Raw genomic sequence first — 16461 nt, forward strand, 5'->3', positions numbered from 1 at the left:
GCGTCAGTCACATCGCACGGACACGGGCAGGCGAGGCGCGAGGCCGGTGCAGAGGCCCCTTAGACCCCGCACGATGGCCCGTCAAGCAGCGCAAGAGGCACTGCGACACCCTGCTTTGAAGTTTGTCATCGAGCGACGGCAATGGTGACCATCGGGCTCCCTCGCCGGGTCAGGTGTTGAACTTGAACAGCATGATGTCGCCGTCCTGGACGACATACTCCTTGCCTTCGTCGCGCGCCTTGCCGGCCTCCTTGGCCGCCACTTCGCCGCCCAGCCTGACGAAGTCGTCATAGGCGATGGTCTGGGCGCGGATGAAGCCGCGCTCGAAATCGGTGTGGATGACGCCTGCCGCCTGCGGCGCCTTGGCGCCCTTGTGCACGGTCCAGGCGCGTGTCTCCTTGGGGCCAACGGTAAAGTAGGTGATGAGCTGGAGCAGCTCGTAGCCGGCGCGGATGACCTTGTTCAGGCCGGGTTCGTCCAGACCGAGCGTTGCCAGGAATTCCATTTCCTCTTCGTCCGAGAGCTGGGCGACCTCGGCCTCGATCGCCGCGGAAATCACAACGGTGCGGGCACCTTGCGCGGCGGCCATCTTCTCGACCGCCCTGGTATGCGCGTTGCCGGTGGCGGCATCGGCTTCCGCGACGTTGCAGACGTAAAGCACCGGGTGTGAGGTCAAGAGATTCAGCCCCTGCAGGATGCGCAGATCCTCAGCCGAGATGCCGTTGAGCAGGATGCGGGCGGGCTTGCCGGCCTGCAACAGTTCAAGCGCCGCTTCCATCATCGGAAGTACGGTCGCTGCTTCCTTGTCCTTGCCGGCGGCACGCTTGCGGATCTGCACGATACGGCGCTCGAGGCTGTCGAGGTCGGCAAGCATCAATTCGGTCTCGACGGTCTCGGCATCGGCGACAGGATCGATGCGGCCCTCGACATGGGTGACGTCGTCATGCTCGAAGCAGCGCAGCACATGGACGATGGCGTCGACCTCACGGATGTTGGCGAGGAATTGGTTGCCAAGCCCTTCGCCTTTGGAGGCGCCACGCACCAGGCCGGCAATGTCGACGAACGAGATGCGGGTCGGGATGATCTCCTTCGACTTGCCGATCGCGGCGATCTTCTGCAGGCGCGGGTCGGGCACCGCCACCTCGCCGGTATTCGGTTCGATGGTGCAGAACGGATAATTGGCGGCCTGCGCCGCCGCCGTCCTGGTCAACGCATTGAAGAGCGTCGACTTGCCGACATTGGGCAAGCCAACGATGCCGCATTTGAAACCCATTTTTGTCTGGTCCTATCGGGAAATCGAAATTTGAGCAGGGCTATGGGCGAAAGCGCCGATGATCGTCAAGGCGCAATTCAATTCAGACGCTGCGCGATGTCATCGGTGCCTATCGCCAACGAACGAACGCCGGACCTGCTCAGTATTTGTAGAAGATGCCAGAACGCGTCGACCTCAGCGGTTCCGAAATCGATGGTCAGTTGCCCGTCGAGCAATTGCGCACTGTGAATGACGTTTCCGACGGTCTCTGATGTTTCACGCTCGCCATCGATATCGAACCAGCCGCGAAACCATTCGTCGAAGAGATCGCCGTCGAGCTCATTTATAGGGAATTTAAAATGAGCCTCATCCCACCTGAAAGGTGAGATGAGGACATCCATTCCACCCATCCCGGCGTGAATATCCGGAGAGAATTTCACATAGGAATCGCTGTTGATGAATTGCGGATTTGGCTGTCCGTCATTACTGACGAAATCAACCGCGATGAAATTTCGATAGAAGGAATCGACGTTCGAAAACTTGATTTCGGTCGCATGCGATCCTTGGCTGTTGCGAGCAAGTTCGCCGGCAGCGGCGACGAAATAATCAACATACTTCTGTCTGATGAGACGGACCAATTCCTGAATGTCATCCAGATCCATGGCTCAGTCCTTGCCGCCAAAAAGCTTCTTCAGCATGGCCGCCATCGGGCCGGTTTCGGGCAGCTTGGCCGCCGGCTGCTGCGGCCGCGCCTGGCGGACGTGGCTTTGCGCCTTTGGCGCCTTGGGCGGCGGGCGATCGTCGTCGTCCGTCGGCGTGAGCTTGTCGCGCAGCGCCAGCGTCACGCGGTTCATGAACGAATTGTCGTCGCCCTTGGCAAGCAATCCGGCACCATCGGCGATTGCGTCGAGCAGCACGTCCAGCCATTCGCGGTCGCCCTTGGCGAAATCGCCAAGCACATGGCCGTGCACCATTTCCTTGACGCCGGGATGGCCGACGCCGATGCGCACACGGCGAAAATCCTTGCCGACGTGCTGGTCGAGCGAGCGGATGCCGTTGTGGCCGCCGGAACCGCCACCGACCTTGACCCGCACCTTGCCGGCGGCAAGGTCGATCTCGTCATAAAAGACAGTCAGCGCCGAAGGGCCGAGCTTGTAGAAGCGCAAGGCTTCGCCGACCGACTGGCCGGACAGGTTCATGAAGGTCTGCGGCTTGATCAGGATCACCTTTTCGCCGGCAAGCGTGCCTTCGGCGATCAGACCCTGGAATTTCTTCGACCAGGGCGAAAAGGAATGGCGGCGGGCGATCGCGTCCGCCGCCATGAAGCCGACATTGTGCCGGTTGTTGGCGTATTTCGCGCCCGGATTGCCGAGGCCTGCAAAGACAAGCATCGTCGCCTCCGGGCGGGAAGGGGTTACTTCTCTTCGGCGGCAGGAGCCGCTTCGGGCGCAGCCGCTTCAGTCGTCTCTTCCGCAGCCTCCGGCTTCATCGCCGAGGAGCCGGCAATGGTCGCGATGGTGAAGTCGCGGTCGGAGATCACCGGCTTGACGCCGGCCGGCAAGGTGACGGCCGAAATGTGGATGGAATCGCCGATATCGGTACCGGTGAGATCGACGGTGATGAAATCCGGGATCGCATTGGCTGGGCAGTGGAACTCGACCTCGTGGCGCACGATGTTGAGCACGCCGCCGCGCTTGATGCCGGGCGACTTGTCTTCATTGATGAAGTGCACGGGCACATCGACGTTGACTTCGGTATCCTTGCCGATGCGCAGGAAATCGACATGGACAGGGAAATCCTTGACCGGGTCGAGCTGAAAATCCTTGGGCAGAACCTGGATCTTGTTGCCGTCGACATCGATCGTGGCGACCGTGGTCAGAAACCCGCCGCCATGGATCTTGTAGTAGATGTCCTTGTAGGTCAGCGCAATCGCCAGGGGAGGCTGCTTGTCGCCGTAAATCACTGCAGGCACTTTACCGTTGCGGCGAACTGCACGGGCGGACCCCTTACCGACCTGTTCGCGCGCTTCGGCCTTGAGCTCGTAAGTATCGTGGCTCATGGCATTTCCTTTCGCGTTGTTCTGGAGCGCTCACGGTCAGCGTGGCTGGGCCGTAAACGTCGAAAGCCGACATAGCTAACGCATGACCTGGTCCGAAAACCGGAATCCACTTTTCGGGATCATGCGGGAAGGCGGCCTTCCGCCGCGTTGCCTCCAAGGGTGTCTACGCGGGTGGCGGCTCTATAGCGGAAGGCGGCGCGAGGTGCAAGCGGGCGGAAGGGCGCCAGGGATGGACCGTGTCCCATCAGGCCGGAAGTAGCAGTGCCGAAAGCAATGCTGCAACGTACAGCCCAACCCCGAAAGACAGATGGGCCATAAGGCTGCGCAGGCGCGCAGTGCGCGGATTGGGAACTTTCGAAGCCGCGATGCCGATCCCAAAAGCCGGTTGCATCACGAAGAACGGGGCGACGATGGTGCAGACGCCGATCAACAGGGCCGGAAGCACTGTCGGGTGCCGTGCCCAGTCGAGGCCCCACACTCCAATCAGCGCTGCGGCAAATACGATGCCGGTCGCGTAATGCGCACTCCATCCAATGGCGGTTTCGCCGCGAACGCGGGCAGCTTGTGCGATATTCGCATGTGCAAAACGTCCATGTGGAAAGTGCCCGATCCAGCGGCCGACCCAGGCGTAATCAAGCGGTGGAATCGCGAACATTCGCTTCAGAAACCATCCCCAGAGATCCATCAGGGCTGTCGCGCCGATTCCAATGACGGCCGCACGGACAACGAACTCCAACATTTTGGCATCTCCTGTTTCACCTGTCAGACACTAGCCAGAAAGAATCAATCATTCAACATATTGATTGATTGATTGAGTGATGCTAGCCATGTCACATGAAAAGCGCGGACGTTCACCACCCAATCTTCGACGAAATAGCGGATCTCGCCCGCACCTTGGGGCATGCCCACCGGCTGGTTCTGTTGCGTCACATTGCCGATGGCGAACTGGCCGTCGAACAACTGACGCAACTTTCCGGGATCGCGTTAGCGAATACGTCGCAGCATCTTCAGCACCTCAAGCGAGCGGGCTTGGTGCAGACCCGGCGAGACGGAAAACGCGTTCTGTACCGGCTTGCAGATGGCCCAATCGAAAACGTGCTTGCGGCGCTGCGAAATCTTGCAAACCACAGACGCCAGCAGATCCGTGAGTTTATCAACGATAGGATCAGCCAGCCGGACAGGTTGGAAAACATCTCGCGCGAGGAACTCGTGCGCCGCATGCGAAACGACGAAGTCGTGCTGCTCGATGTCAGGCCGCAGAACGAATTCGTAGCGGGGCATTTGCCGGGTGCGATCAACATTCCCGCCGACGAGTTGGAGCAGCGGCTTGCGGCGCTCCCACGGGAGAAGGTCGTTGTCGCCTATTGTCGTGGAGTCCAGTGCGTTCTGTCGGCCGACGCCTTGGCAATCCTCAGGGCACGAGGCTGGGCCTCGCGCCGGTTCGAAGGCGGCTTGCCCGACTGGGCGGCTGCAGGCCTGGGGGTAGAGGGCGTGAATTACGAAAGCGGTTAACGGCCGCCAAATCGGCGTCGCCGGGCCGGGCCCGAATATAAATGGAAAGCTGGGACCCCGGCGGGGCAATGCCCACGGTGGCTGGACGGCGCTCGCCGGAAGCATGGAAGGGAGGCCAATGAACACCTATTCGTCGGTGGAAGCGGCGTTGCGGAAGGGAAGGCTTCCAGCGAGTGGCGAGAACGGTGCGATAAAGAGGTTCGCTCTACCTTCTATGGCTTCCGCTCGACCAGCATGTAGCCGATCCCACGAACCGTCTGAATGCTAGCCGATGCATCCGGCCCGAGCTTCGCACGTAGATAGCGAATGTATACCTCCACGATCTTCGTCCCGGGTTCGAAGCTGTATGACCAGACATTGTTGAGGATGCGCTCGCGGCTAACCACTTTCCCCGCATTGAGCATGAGGAAATACAGAAGGTCGAATTCGCGTCGGGTAAGGCTGATTTCCCGGTCGCCGTCCGTAAAACGACGAGCGCTCCTGTCGAGATTGAGGCGGCTCACTCGAAGCAACTGCCGATCCACTGCACCCTGACGGCGTCGGCGCAGCGCGTCAATCCTGGCCACCAGTTCATCAAACGCAAACGGTTTCGTCAGGTAATCGTCGGCACCGCCCTTGAGCCCATCTACGCGATCCTGAATTGTCTCCTTCGCGGTCAGCATCAGGATGAGAACCGGCCGCTGCTCCAATCGCACGATCCGGCACAGCTCAAGGCCGTCCAGGTAGGGAAGCAGACGGTCCAGGATCACGAGATCGAATGGATCCGTACGAATAATGGCTAGTCCCTCGCGACCATCCTCCGCGACACTCACGTGGAAGCCTTCGGCCTCCAACCCCCGGCGGAGAAAGTCGGAGACACGCCGGTCGTCTTCAACGATCAGGATTCGAATCATGGGTGCGATGTACCAGCGGCAGTCTGATTCTGAGGAGGGTTCCCGAAGGCTCAATTCCTTCAAGGCCGATTGTGCCATTGTGCCCGTCTATAATCTCCTTGGCGATCGCGAGGCCAACACCAAGGCCATCGGCTGCGGACCTCCCGCCGACACGCCCGCGATAATAACGGTCAAACACGAACGGGAGATCGTTGGCATCGATCCCTGAACCGTTGTCGCGGATGGCGATCTCAAGCATTCCATGACGCTCAGCCATCTCGACTGCTATCGTCTGATATGGCTTTGAGTACTTTATGGCGTTGTCGAAGCCGATCAGCAGCGCTTGCTTTAGGCGCAGGGCGTCACCCCGAAATGAGGCAATGATCTGTGTTGAGCGACAGATTAACGGATATCTGCTTGGGACCTGCGAGTACGGAAGCCTCCTGAACGGCCGCCTTCACAACCTCACCGGTATCGATGTTGTGCAAGGAGAACCTGAAATTTTCAGCTTCGGAGCGGGCGAATGCCAGAAGGTCCCCCAGGTTGCGAGCCATATCTTCAGCGCAATTGCGGATTCGGCTCAGAGCTTCGCGGTAAGGTCGAACACGCGGTTGGCCGCGGAGGGCAACGTCGGCCTCTCCGCGGAGAATCGTCAACGGCGTGCGGAGTTCGTGGCTTGCCTCCGCAAAAAATTGTGTGCGTCGGCTATCGATCGCTCTCAGTTGCTCATTGGCTTTCCGCAGTTCACGGGTGCGCAACTGAACCTCCGCCTCCAAGCGGTCCTGTACCGAAATCAGAGCAGCACGTTCGATCTCGAGAGCCTCGGCCATGCTGTTGAAACTTCGCGAGAGGGAAGCGAACTCGTCGCGTCCGGTCGCGGAAACGCGATGGTCGAGCTTGCCTGCAGCGATGGCTTTGGCGCTTTCGTTCAGTTCACGCACAGGTGTGGCGATTGATCGTCGCAGGACGAGGCCGAACCCCAGACTGCCTAGCATGAGCAACGTAGCGAAGCCGCCGGTCAGCAGTAGCAGTCGCCATTGTGCGCCACGGACGCCGGCGAGTTCCTCTCCAACCTCCCTGCGCTCCTCGTGCAAAGCGGCTTCAATCATTTCTTCGAGATCGTTCTCCAGTCGATGCTCCACATCGTTGCGGAAGGCGTCTACGATGCCCTTTGGATCCCCCTTTGTTCGCTGGCTAAACAGTCGCTGGGCGGCCCGATCGATCGCCTCAAACAGCGCGTTGATGCGGCCGACGAATCTGAGTTCGGCCTCCTCCTGGTGTCTATCGCTCCAATATCCGAGAGCGCCGAGTTCCTCGCGAGTGGCGCCCTCCAGCTTGTAGAATCCGGATTTCACTGCTTCTCGTGCCGCTTCGAAATCCGGCATTTGCTCGGGCCCAAGCAGCAAGACTTCAGCGAGTTGCTCGGTGTAATTGTTGGCATGCCCATTGAGTTCGGCGAGCGCCTCGAACCGCCCGTGGACGCTGTCGATTCGGCGGACGAATTCCTCTGTCAGCTGGAGTGTTGCGAATGCCAGTCCTGAAATCAGTCCGACAAGGGCGAGAATGACGATTTGAAATAGGAAGATGCGGCCTCGAACGGTCATGCGGTAATCCTGCCGGCGATCGGATAATGCCTCTCACCAAATTCTAACCGGAGCTCTCCCAAGCGTCTAATCGGAACCTCCTAAGTTCGAGCGGAGGGTGTGCGACGCCCTCATCGCCGTTGGCGACGAACTAGACGAGGTTTCGGTTGGCACAAGTAGATTTTCGGACCGACAGTGACGCCACCCTTCGGGAAAGGACATCGCCGGTGCTCTGGCCGATATGGCGAGCCGCACTGATCGGAACCTGTGTATCCCTGTGTGTGGCCATCATTGAATTCGGCCTCCCCGCGCTCCCGTCCGACGCCCGGCGAGCGCTCGAGATCCTGCTTGTCGCGATCATCGGGTGGACCTTAACGCGGTTCGACGATGCCTTCGTTGCAATCGCCGCCGGATTGGCAATGGCGCTGCTGGTCAACCGTGATCCAGGCGCGCTGTTTCATGCGCTTGGCGATGAGTTGATCTGGCTATTGCTTGCCTCCTTCATATTGGCGGCCACCATCAAGGCGAGTGGAGTCGCAGATCGCGTTCTCGGCCTCGTGACGGGGCGCATGCGATCGGTTCGCGCAATCGCCTATTCCTTGACGGCCGTCATGATCGCCACAGCCTTCGTCATTCCGTCGACCTCAGGTCGCGCAGCTTTGATGATCCCCGCCTATCAGGCGATCGCGGGACGCTGTGGAAGCGCCCGGTTGCGAAGGGCCTTCGCGCTGCTGTTCCCCACTGTTATCCTGCTCTCGGCCATTGCATCGCCCGTCGGCGCCGGTGCCCATCTGCTGGCGATCGAAATGGTCGGCCGCCTCTGGGGTGTGAAAGTAAGCTATCTGGAATGGATCGCTTTCGGCCTGCCGTTTGCGGCCGTGAGCACCTTCCTTTCGGTCGAATGCCTGCTCCGGCTTTTCCTGTCGCCGGTCGAACGGCGGATGACCCTTTTGCAGCCAACGACGGTGACTAGTGGCGGTGCCGGATTGGCACGGCAGCCGATACTCTGGATCGCCGGCGGGGTTGTCATCGCGTGGCTGACCGAACCTGTCCACGGACTTGATGCCACCGTTATCGCTCTTGGCGGCGCTCTCTTGGCCACGCTTCCTGGAGTCGGCTCCGTGGCGTTTGGCGATGCAATCAAGAGTGCGGAGTGGAAGCTGCTCTTGTTTCTGGCGGCGACGATCTGCTTGGCAGACGGCCTGACGGCATCAGGCCTCAATCGGTGGTTGATCGAGACGACGGTCGATCCACTGCGCGGCACCGGCTTGGGCCCGTTGGCGCTTATCTCCTTATTAGCCTTGCTTGGGCTTTTCAGTCATCTCGTGATCCACAGTCGCACGGCGCGTGTCTCGGTGCTGCTGCCCCCGGCGCTAATGCTCGCATCGACAGCGCGGCTCGACCCTCTCCTTGCAATGTTTGTCCTCGTCTCGGCGACTGGCTTTTGCCAAACCCTCGCGATCTGCGCGAAACCGGTGGCGCTTTTCGCGGGGGTCGACGAGGAAGGCTACGGCCCGAAAGACCTCGCCTTGCTCAGCTCAATCCTGCTGCCGATGCAGTTCATCCTCATCGTCGTGTTCGCGGTCGCCGTGTGGCCAGCCACCGGAGCCCTGCTCAACACGCTCCATCTGCAACTTCCTGGAGAGCCGTAGAATGTCGAAAAAGAAAGGATTGACGAAACGAAGACGGCTTCGAGTATTGGTCGCACCCTCCGGCTTTAAGGAGAGCCTCGGGGTTCGTGATGTCATCGCTGCATTGGCGCGGGGCGTTCGCAATGCCGTTCCGACAGCAAAGATCCTGGGCCTTCCAATGGTGGATGGCGGCGAGGATTTTACGCGGACCCTTGTTGAATTGTCTGATGGCGAGCTGCATTCCGTCACAGTGACGGGACCGGTGGGACAACCCGTGGCGGCCAATGTCGGTTTTCTCGGGCGAAGAAAGAAACGGACAGCAGTTCTGGAAATCGCGGCGGCTGCCGGGCTCCGGCTCGTCCCCACGGACATGCGTGACCCGACCCGCACTACAAGTTATGGGGTTGGTGAGTTGATTCGTTTTGCGCTCGATCTTGGCGCGGAAAGAATTCTGATCGGCTGCGGTGACTCGGGTGTCAACGATGCAGGAACCGGCATGGCCCAAGCATTAGGCGTGCGTCTGCTCGATGGCGGCGGCCGTCCCATTTCGGGGAGCGGCTCGGCCCTCTCATCGCTAGCTCGTGTCGATCTTTCCAGTCGTGATCATCGCCTTTCGAATGTTCGTATCGACGTCGCGGTAAATCCCTACAACATGCTGCTCGGCGAGAGAGGCGTCGCCCGGGTGTTCGGCCCGCAAAAGGGTGCAACACCTGACCAGGTGGTTTTGCTCGAGCAGGGCATGGAAAATGTCGCTCACGTCGTTCGCCGCGACCTCGGCGTCGACGTGACGCCGCTTGTCGGCGGAGGAGCTTCCGGGGGACTCGGCGCCGGACTTCACGCCTTTGCTGGGGCCCGGCTGCATCCGCGCTTCGACCTGATTCTGCGGTATATGGATCTCGATCATCGGCTGTCAAACGCCGACATCGTCATGACAGCCGAGGGTGGCCTGGATGGTCAGACGAGCTTTGGAAAGATACCAGCCGAGATTGCCCGGCGCGCGAAACGTCACAATCTGCCTGTCATCGCCTTGGCCGGAACGATCGGAGCAGGTGCAGAGGCGACCCACGACATCGGCATCGATGCCTTCTTCAGCATTCTGTGCCGACCGTGTTCCCTCGAAGACGCGATCCGTGACGCCGACACGCTGCTGGCGAACGCTGCCGAGCAGGCATTCCGGCTGATGCGGGCGACGCGTGCTTTCAAGTTCAGATGACGGAGCGTGTCAGCCAATGGCCGCGATGTCGCTACGCGGCGGCCCTGACCGGCTCGAAGTCTATGTCGAGAACCGAATTTCGCGCTGCCCGGTGGGCGGGGAAGCCGAAGTCCAACCCAAACTTCACCCGATCGTGGTCCCCGCCTTGAGCTTCCTCGCCTCCTTCATGTTGGGAAGAAAAACCGTCAGCAGCCCGAGCAGCGGCAAATAGGAGCAGACCTGGAAGACGAAATCGATGCCCTTCATGTCGGCGACGACACCAAGCACGGCGGCGGCGATGCCGCCCATGCCGAAGGCGAAGCCGAAGAAGATGCCGGCGATCATGCCGACGCGGCCGGGCACCAGTTCCTGCGCGAAGACGACGATGTTCGAGAAGGCCGAGGACAGGATCAGGCCGATCAGCACGGTGAGAACCATTGTCCACTCGAAATTGGCGTAGGGCAGGGCCAGGGTGAAGGGCAGCACGCCGACGATCGAGAACCAGATCATCGCCTTCTGTCCGTAGCGGTCGCCGAACGGGCCGCCGAGCAGGATGCCCAGGGCCGAGGCGCCGAGGAACAGGAACAGCATGACTTGCGACATCTGCACCGAAACGCCGAATTTATGGATGGCATAGAAGGTGTAGTAGCTGGACAGGCTGGCGATGTAGGCGTTCTTGGTCAATACCAGCAAGGTCAGCATCGCCAGCGCGCCCAGGACCTTGCGGCGCGGGAAAGGCGAGACGAAGCCTGCCCCCTTGCGGGTGCCCTGTGCGGCGCGCAGGCGGCTGTACCAGCCGCCAACCTGCCACAGCACGATGATGCCGATCAGCGAGCCGCCGGCAAACCAGGCGATGCTGGTCTGGCCGAAGGGCACGACGATGAAAGCTGCCAGCAGCGGACCCATGGCCTGGCCGAAATTGCCGCCGACCTGGAACAGCGACTGTGCCAGACCGAACCTGCCACCAGAGGCGAAGCGGGCGATGCGCGAGGATTCCGGGTGGAAGATCGCCGAGCCGATGCCGATCAGCGAGGCGCCGATGAGGAGCAGCGAGTAATGTCCGGCATAGGCCAGCACGACCAGCCCGATCAGCGAAGAAGCCATGCCGTAGGGCAGCGAATAAGGCATCGGCCGCTTGTCGGTAATCATGCCGATCACCGGCTGCAGCAAGGATGCCGTCACCTGGAAGGTGAAAGTCAAAAGGCCGATCTGCCAGAAATCGAGACCGTAATTGTCCTTCAGCAGCGGATAGATCGCCGACAGCAGCGACTGCATGATGTCGTTGATGCAATGGCAGAAGCTCACCGCCAGGATGACGGTGAAGGCCGTCGCCTGAGCTGAAATGTGGCTGGCCGCTGCCGGCTTGGCGTCGGCGGTTGCTGTGGTATCGGTCAAGGCAGGCTCCGTGGTCTTTTTAGCGGGCGCTTCCGCAGGCGGTCTTATAGGCCGCAGCCTTATACGTTGCTTGTCACGCGACTTCTTTCGTGGTTTGGTCCAATAGTTTCGCAAGTGGGCCATAGCTGATGCCGCATGGCAGGGAAATGTTCAGAGCGGGCGACACCGATCTCGGGCTGTTGCATGAGCGTCGCTGGCAATGGCTGGAGCAGGCCGTAGGGCCGGCAGTGGCGCTGCCGACCGAATATCCGGACGGCTACCATGTGCCACGGCACCATCATAGCCGCAGCCAGTTGCTGCACGCGCTGGTCGGTGTCGTGCTGGTGACGACGCGGCATGGGCGCTGGATGGTGCCTCCGGACCACGCGATGTGGATCCCCGCCGGCACCGAACATTCCGTCGAGATGCTGGGCGACGTCAGCATGCGGTCCGTCTATGTGATGCCGGAGGCCATTCCCGGCCTGCCGGACGGGTTGCGTGTCGTCGGCATCACCGACCTGATGCACAGCCTGATCGTGGAATCGGAAAAGCTGCCGCAAGGCGCCGAGCTGGAGGGGCGGGGCGGGCTGATCATGAAGCTCCTGCTGCACGAAATCCCGAACCTGCCGGAACGGCCGCTCGGCCTTCCGTTCCCGTCCGATGCAAGGCTGGCGACGCTGTGCCGGCGCTTCGTCTCGGCACCGTCACCGCATGCGACGATCGACGAGTGGGCCGCTATCGTCGGCATGAGCCGCCGCTCTTTCACCCGCGCGTTCCACCGCCAGACCGGATTGTCGCTGTCGACCTGGCGTCAGCAGGCCTGTCTGTTCGCGGCGCTGCCACGGCTGGCCGACGGCGAGCCGATCACGAGGGTGGCGCTCGATCTCGGCTATGACAGCGTGCCGGCGTTCATCACCATGTTCAAGCGCATGCTGGGAGCCTCGCCACGCGGTTACATGCGGGGCGCCCGTGATGCTGGCGAAGGTGTGCGACGAATAAGCGGTCCGGCTCGGCCTGAGTCGCAGCCCTGAAGGGCGTCGCGTTCGACCGGCCTCATGCGAGGCGCTTTGGGTTCTTGATTTTATGCATGTCGTTATCGCAAAACCGCTGCACTTTGCGCGACACGCATCAATCGAACAGGCTCGACACCGATTCCTCGGTCGCCGTGCGCGAGATCGCCTCGCCCATCAATTCGGCGATGGAGATGACGCGGATATTGGCGGCGTCCAGCACTGCCTGGGTCGGCTGGATGGAATCGGTGATGACCAGTTCCTGCAGTTTCGAGGCGCCGATGCGGGCGATGGCGCCGCCGGACAAAACGCCATGGGTAGTATAGGCGGTGACACTGGTGGCGCCGTCGGCAAGCAGCGCATCGGCCGCATTGCACAGCGTGCCGCCCGAATCGATGATGTCGTCGATCAACAGGCAATCCTTGCCGCGCACGTCACCGATGACGTTCATGACTTCCGATTCGCCGGGGCGCTCGCGGCGCTTGTCGACGATGGCAAGCTGGGCGTCGATGCGCTTGGCGAGCGCGCGGGCGCGGACCACGCCGCCGACATCCGGCGACACCACCATGACATTGGCAAGCTGCTTGTATTTCGCTTTTACGTCGCGGGCCATGACCGGCACGGAAAACAGATTGTCGGTCGGGATGTCGAAGAAGCCTTGAATCTGGCCGGCATGGAGATCCAGGGTCAGCACCCGGTTGACGCCCGCCCTCGTGATCATGTTGGCGACCAGCTTGGCCGAGATCGGTGTGCGGCCCGAGGCACGGCGATCCTGCCTGGCATAGCCGAAATAAGGAATAACCGCAGTGATGCGCTTGGCCGAAGAGCGCATGAAGGCGTCGATCATGATGAGCAGTTCCATCAGATGATCGTTGGTCGGGAACGAGGTGGACTGCAGGATGAAGACGTCCTCGCCGCGCACATTCTCCTGGATCTCGACGAAGATTTCCTGATCGGCGAAGCGCCTGACGCTGGCCTTGCCCAGCGGAATGTTGAGGTAGCGGGCGACTGATTCGGCCAGCACCCTGTTGGAATTGCCCGCGAAGAGCTTCATGCACCGTTCCTGGCGAAGGATTGAGAGACTCCGATAGCACTCCAGCCTCTTAGTCGGGCTTTTAGCGGCCCGCGCCGGTATTGCAAGCGTCGTGAATGGGAATCCGCCGGCTAATCTCAATAAACGCTTACGGCTTGAGCATGCGGCGATAGAGCCAGTTCCATGCCGACGGAATCGGGATAGCTTCTAACTTTCAGTCTGAGCATGCTCTTTTCCGAAAACCGGATTCCACTTTTCGGAATCACGCTCCAGGTCAGCCGGCGCCGCCGCCAAGCCAGGTGGCGAACTGGTCGATTGTCTGGTCGGCAATTGCCTGCATGGTCGCCGGCTCGACCGCCGCCCAGCCTTCGCCGCCGCCAACAGAGGGCGCCTTCTGTTGGCCGTTGATGCGATGCAGCCGGTTGCCGGCCGGGTCATAGATGTCCCAGACGTAGATGACGGTGGTGTCCTTGCCTTCCGTCATGGTCGAGAAATAGCCCTTGAGCACATGCGTAGGGGTCTGGTCGGTGCTGCCGGCCAAGGTGATGCCGCGCTGCCTGGCGCGTGTCTGAAGCTCGGCGGTCAGCGGTGTCGCGGCTTCTACTGAGGCGCCGACGATCGGCGCCACCTGCAGCCGGGTCCGCGCAATGGCAGCCGCGCTTTTGGCGGGCGGCACGGCTGCTGCAGCGGAAGGCTGCGCTGTATCTGCGGTTTGCGCGGTGCCGGCAGGCTGAGCCGGAGTTGCGGGGGGCGTTGCGGCACCTCCGGCTCCGGAGAGCGATTGCGTCGATTGCGGGGCAATGGCCGAGGGTTCGAGAACGTCCTTCGCATTGGTGCAGGCCGCCAGTGCCAGCGCCACGAGCAATGACACGGTCGTCACATGCGATCGTCTCATTAGCCTGAAAACTCCTTGGCGACGAACGCCCCTCACACTCTTTCCATTATGGATTCACTGCACGATCAAGTCGAGATCATGGCGGGACAGCGGCTTCGGCTGGGATTCGGTGGTCAGATAGGTGCGGCCAAGCGTCATCGCGGTTTCGGTTTCGGAGTCCATGATGATCATATGGGCGAACAGCGTCATGTTCGGCGCAATCGGTTCGGGATTACCCTGATAGAACATCGGCATATCCATCCAGGACGGGGTGAAGCGGGCGCCGAGCGAATAGCCGCAGGCATTGAGCCGGTGCTTGGTCAAATTGTGGGCTTCGAGGGTGCGGGCATGGGCGTCGAACACGTCGCCGAACGTATTACCGGGCGTCATCGCCTTCTCGACTGCAAGTAGCGCGGCGCGGGCGGCATCGAACAATTCCTGGTGGCGTTTCGATACCTTGCCGGTCAACACCGTGCGCATCATTGCCGCATGGTAGTGGTGGAAGACACCGGCCCATTCGAGCGTCAGCTGGTCGTTCTTGGTGAGCTTGCGGCGACCGGCCTTGTAGCGGCAAAGCAGGGCGTCGACTCCGGAGCCGATGATGAACTCGTTGGCCGGATAATCGCCGCCGCCGGCAAAGATCGCACCTTGCATGGCGGCGAGGATCAGCGCCTCATCGCCGCCCTGCTTGATCAGCGGCAGTGCTGCGTCCAGCGCGTCGTCGGCCAGATTTGCGGCTTTTTCCGCCTTGGCGATTTCTGCCGGGCTCTTGAACAGCCGTAGCCGGCTGACAATGCCGGAGGCATCCGCGATCTGCCCGAAGGTCTGCAACTGCTCGTCGAGGCGCCGGCCATTATAGGCGGTCAGGCCGTGGGTGTCGTATTCGACGCCGATCCGGGCGCCGAGCAGGTCAAGCTCGTTGAGCAGATTGCGCAGATCTACCGCCGGATTGGCGCCGTTGCGGTCCGTCCACAAAACGATGTTGTCGATGATCGAGGTGTGGCGCGCCTGGCGCAAGTCGGCCGAACGCGTCAGCAGCACCATCGAGCCGTCGGCCTTGACCACCAGGCACTGGAAAAAGCAGAAGCCGAAGGTGTCGTAGCCGGTTAGCCAATACATGCTTTCCTGGGCAAACAGCAGGACGGCGTCGAGCTTCTTTTCGGCGATCTCGATCATCAGTCGATCGCGCCGCGCGTCGAATTCCGAGCGTTCGAAATGCAGCGCCATCAGTCAGCCTCCAAAACGATTGCCGAAACCTGCCGCCCGTAGTCGGACTCGTTGCGATGCGTGCTGCGCCGATAGGAGTAGAAAAGCTCTTCCTCGGCATAGGTGCAGCGGCCAAGTCCCTCGGCGTTGACGCCAGCCTTGGTCAGCCGGTCGACCGTGTAGCGGTTGAGATCGAACATCGCGTGTCCGGCATTTGCGGAGGGCGCGAAATAGCGAGCATTGCCGGCATCGGCGTCGACGAAACGGGCGACGAATTCCGGTCCGACTTCGTAATTCCGCGGGCCGATCGAAGGACCGAGCACTGCGACGATGCGGTCGCGCCGGGCGCCGAGGCTTTCCATTGCCGCGATGGTGTTTTCCAGCACTCCGGTGAAAGCGCCTTTCCAGCCGGCATGGGCGGCGCCGATAATGCGCGCCTCGGCGTCGGCGAAGAGGACCGGTCCGCAGTCGGCGGTCGAGGCACCGACGGCAATGCCCGGCCGGTCGGTGACAATGGCGTCGGCCTTGGGCCGCTCGCCGGCAAAAGGCTCCCTGGCAATGACGACGTCCGGCGAATGAACCTGGTGAGCGGTCAGCAGATGGTTTGCAGGCACGCCCATCCATTCGGCGACCCGGCGGCGATTCTCGCGCACCAGCGTCTGGTCGTCGTTCGAGCCGGTGCCGATGTTGAGGCCCCGGTAGATGCCGCTGGAAATGCCGCCGACTCGCGTGAAGTAGCCGTGGCGGATGCCTTGCGCCGTTTCCAGCAAGGGCGACCGAACGGGATCCGGTTTGGTCTGATTCAGCATGGCGGCTTTGTTGTCCGTATGGGCGATTTCGTCAAGCGAGTTGAAGGGGCGCAG

At 61.3% G+C, this 16461-nt stretch carries 17 protein-coding genes; 4 read left to right on the forward strand and 13 right to left on the reverse strand.

Annotated features, from left to right (window positions below; all coding sequences use genetic code 11):
- Nucleotides 1-169: 169 nt before the first annotated feature.
- From ychF to NKJ32_RS08905, 5 genes are all read right to left on the reverse strand, one after another.
- The gene (gene ychF / locus NKJ32_RS08885) at nt 170-1273 is read right to left on the reverse strand and encodes a redox-regulated ATPase YchF (RefSeq protein ID WP_352827355.1); all 1104 of its coding nucleotides are present in this window, start codon (nt 1271-1273) and stop codon (nt 170-172) included.
- A 77-nt stretch (nt 1274-1350) separates the two neighbouring features.
- On the reverse strand, nt 1351-1914 hold the full coding sequence (locus tag NKJ32_RS08890; protein WP_352568010.1) for a hypothetical protein: 564 nt from the start codon (nt 1912-1914) through the stop codon (nt 1351-1353).
- A 3-nt stretch (nt 1915-1917) separates the two neighbouring features.
- Nucleotides 1918-2643 (reverse strand): aminoacyl-tRNA hydrolase, encoded by a 726-nt coding sequence (gene pth / locus NKJ32_RS08895; protein WP_352568009.1) that lies wholly within the window; start codon nt 2641-2643, stop codon nt 1918-1920.
- Nucleotides 2644-2666: 23 nt separating this feature from the next.
- Nucleotides 2667-3311: a 50S ribosomal protein L25/general stress protein Ctc gene (locus NKJ32_RS08900; protein WP_352469743.1), complete on the reverse strand. Its 645-nt coding sequence runs from the start codon at nt 3309-3311 to the stop codon at nt 2667-2669.
- Between the two features lie 244 nt (nt 3312-3555).
- A complete protein-coding gene (locus NKJ32_RS08905) occupies nt 3556-4050 on the reverse strand; it encodes a DUF2938 domain-containing protein (protein ID WP_023678437.1) in 495 nt (164 codons plus the stop codon).
- Between the two features lie 95 nt (nt 4051-4145).
- Between NKJ32_RS08905 and NKJ32_RS08910 the strand changes: the two genes are divergently transcribed.
- Nucleotides 4146-4823 carry an ArsR/SmtB family transcription factor gene (locus NKJ32_RS08910; RefSeq protein ID WP_031212133.1) on the forward strand — a complete coding sequence of 226 codons (678 nt, stop codon included), beginning with the start codon at nt 4146-4148 and terminating at the stop codon, nt 4821-4823.
- A gap of 212 nt (nt 4824-5035) precedes the next feature.
- On the opposite strand, the gene NKJ32_RS08915 is transcribed toward NKJ32_RS08910, so the two are convergent.
- From NKJ32_RS08915 to NKJ32_RS08925, 3 genes are read right to left on the reverse strand one after another with little or no spacing between them, the layout of a single operon-like run.
- Nucleotides 5036-5716, reverse strand: coding sequence for a response regulator transcription factor (locus NKJ32_RS08915; protein ID WP_023678433.1), 681 nt, complete (start codon nt 5714-5716; stop codon nt 5036-5038).
- Complete coding sequence (locus NKJ32_RS08920; protein WP_352827412.1) at nt 5694-6098, reverse strand: sensor histidine kinase; 405 nt, start codon at nt 6096-6098, stop codon at nt 5694-5696. Before NKJ32_RS08920 ends, NKJ32_RS08915 begins: the two co-directional genes overlap by 23 nt.
- Nucleotides 6058-7299 (reverse strand): HAMP domain-containing protein, encoded by a 1242-nt coding sequence (locus NKJ32_RS08925; protein ID WP_352827358.1) that lies wholly within the window; start codon nt 7297-7299, stop codon nt 6058-6060. The genes NKJ32_RS08920 and NKJ32_RS08925 overlap by 41 nt, the downstream gene beginning before the upstream one ends.
- A 260-nt stretch (nt 7300-7559) precedes the next feature.
- Here NKJ32_RS08925 and NKJ32_RS08930 point away from each other — a divergent pair, with 260 nt between their 5' ends.
- Entirely contained in the window at nt 7560-8930 is a 1371-nt protein-coding gene (locus NKJ32_RS08930) for an SLC13 family permease (protein WP_023678431.1), read from the forward strand.
- A gap of 1 nt (nt 8931) precedes the next feature.
- Nucleotides 8932-10122: a glycerate kinase family protein gene (locus NKJ32_RS08935; protein ID WP_051406170.1), complete on the forward strand. Its 1191-nt coding sequence runs from the start codon at nt 8932-8934 to the stop codon at nt 10120-10122.
- 123 nt (nt 10123-10245) lie between these two features.
- On the opposite strand, the gene NKJ32_RS08940 is transcribed toward NKJ32_RS08935, so the two are convergent.
- Complete coding sequence (locus NKJ32_RS08940; protein ID WP_352568006.1) at nt 10246-11496, reverse strand: MFS transporter; 1251 nt, start codon at nt 11494-11496, stop codon at nt 10246-10248.
- 128 nt (nt 11497-11624) lie between these two features.
- Here NKJ32_RS08940 and NKJ32_RS08945 point away from each other — a divergent pair, with 128 nt between their 5' ends.
- Nucleotides 11625-12506, forward strand: coding sequence for an AraC family transcriptional regulator (locus NKJ32_RS08945; RefSeq protein WP_023678428.1), 882 nt, complete (start codon nt 11625-11627; stop codon nt 12504-12506).
- A gap of 97 nt (nt 12507-12603) precedes the next feature.
- Here NKJ32_RS08945 and NKJ32_RS08950 read toward each other — a convergent pair whose 3' ends face one another.
- The 4 genes from NKJ32_RS08950 to pgeF form a co-directional block, all read right to left on the reverse strand.
- Nucleotides 12604-13539, reverse strand: a complete 936-nt coding sequence (locus tag NKJ32_RS08950; RefSeq protein ID WP_023678427.1) for a ribose-phosphate pyrophosphokinase — start codon at nt 13537-13539, stop codon at nt 12604-12606.
- Nucleotides 13540-13792: 253 nt separating this feature from the next.
- Entirely contained in the window at nt 13793-14413 is a 621-nt protein-coding gene (locus NKJ32_RS08955) for a hypothetical protein (RefSeq protein ID WP_352568005.1), read from the reverse strand.
- Between the two features lie 54 nt (nt 14414-14467).
- Complete coding sequence (locus NKJ32_RS08960) at nt 14468-15619, reverse strand: M24 family metallopeptidase (RefSeq protein WP_023678425.1); 1152 nt, start codon at nt 15617-15619, stop codon at nt 14468-14470.
- Nucleotides 15619-16407, reverse strand: coding sequence for a peptidoglycan editing factor PgeF (pgeF, locus tag NKJ32_RS08965; protein ID WP_352756385.1), 789 nt, complete (start codon nt 16405-16407; stop codon nt 15619-15621). Before pgeF ends, NKJ32_RS08960 begins: the two co-directional genes overlap by 1 nt.
- Between the last annotated feature and the right edge of the window lie 54 nt (nt 16408-16461).

The sequence above is a fragment of the Mesorhizobium sp. M0159 genome (assembly GCF_040322295.1).
Classification (GTDB): domain Bacteria; phylum Pseudomonadota; class Alphaproteobacteria; order Rhizobiales; family Rhizobiaceae; genus Mesorhizobium.

Bases quoted from the DNA above. Each gene is read 5' to 3' on its own strand.
- NKJ32_RS08890 (WP_352568010.1), bottom strand. From the start codon at position 1,914: ATGGATCTGGATGACATTCAGGAATTGGTCCGTCTCATCAGACAGAAG.
- NKJ32_RS08900 (WP_352469743.1), bottom strand. From the start codon at position 3,311: ATGAGCCACGATACTTACGAGCTCAAGGCCGAAGCGCGCGAACAGGTC.
- NKJ32_RS08935 (WP_051406170.1), top strand. From the start codon at position 8,932: ATGTCGAAAAAGAAAGGATTGACGAAACGAAGACGGCTTCGAGTATTG.
- NKJ32_RS08955 (WP_352568005.1), bottom strand. From the start codon at position 14,413: ATGAGACGATCGCATGTGACGACCGTGTCATTGCTCGTGGCGCTGGCA.
- ychF (WP_352827355.1), bottom strand. From the start codon at position 1,273: ATGGGTTTCAAATGCGGCATCGTTGGCTTGCCCAATGTCGGCAAGTCG.
- NKJ32_RS08945 (WP_023678428.1), top strand. From the start codon at position 11,625: ATGCCGCATGGCAGGGAAATGTTCAGAGCGGGCGACACCGATCTCGGG.
- NKJ32_RS08960 (WP_023678425.1), bottom strand. From the start codon at position 15,619: ATGGCGCTGCATTTCGAACGCTCGGAATTCGACGCGCGGCGCGATCGA.
- pth (WP_352568009.1), bottom strand. From the start codon at position 2,643: ATGCTTGTCTTTGCAGGCCTCGGCAATCCGGGCGCGAAATACGCCAAC.
- NKJ32_RS08915 (WP_023678433.1), bottom strand. From the start codon at position 5,716: ATGATTCGAATCCTGATCGTTGAAGACGACCGGCGTGTCTCCGACTTT.
- NKJ32_RS08925 (WP_352827358.1), bottom strand. From the start codon at position 7,299: ATGACCGTTCGAGGCCGCATCTTCCTATTTCAAATCGTCATTCTCGCC.
- NKJ32_RS08910 (WP_031212133.1), top strand. From the start codon at position 4,146: ATGAAAAGCGCGGACGTTCACCACCCAATCTTCGACGAAATAGCGGAT.
- NKJ32_RS08905 (WP_023678437.1), bottom strand. From the start codon at position 4,050: ATGTTGGAGTTCGTTGTCCGTGCGGCCGTCATTGGAATCGGCGCGACA.
- NKJ32_RS08950 (WP_023678427.1), bottom strand. From the start codon at position 13,539: ATGAAGCTCTTCGCGGGCAATTCCAACAGGGTGCTGGCCGAATCAGTC.
- pgeF (WP_352756385.1), bottom strand. From the start codon at position 16,407: ATGCTGAATCAGACCAAACCGGATCCCGTTCGGTCGCCCTTGCTGGAA.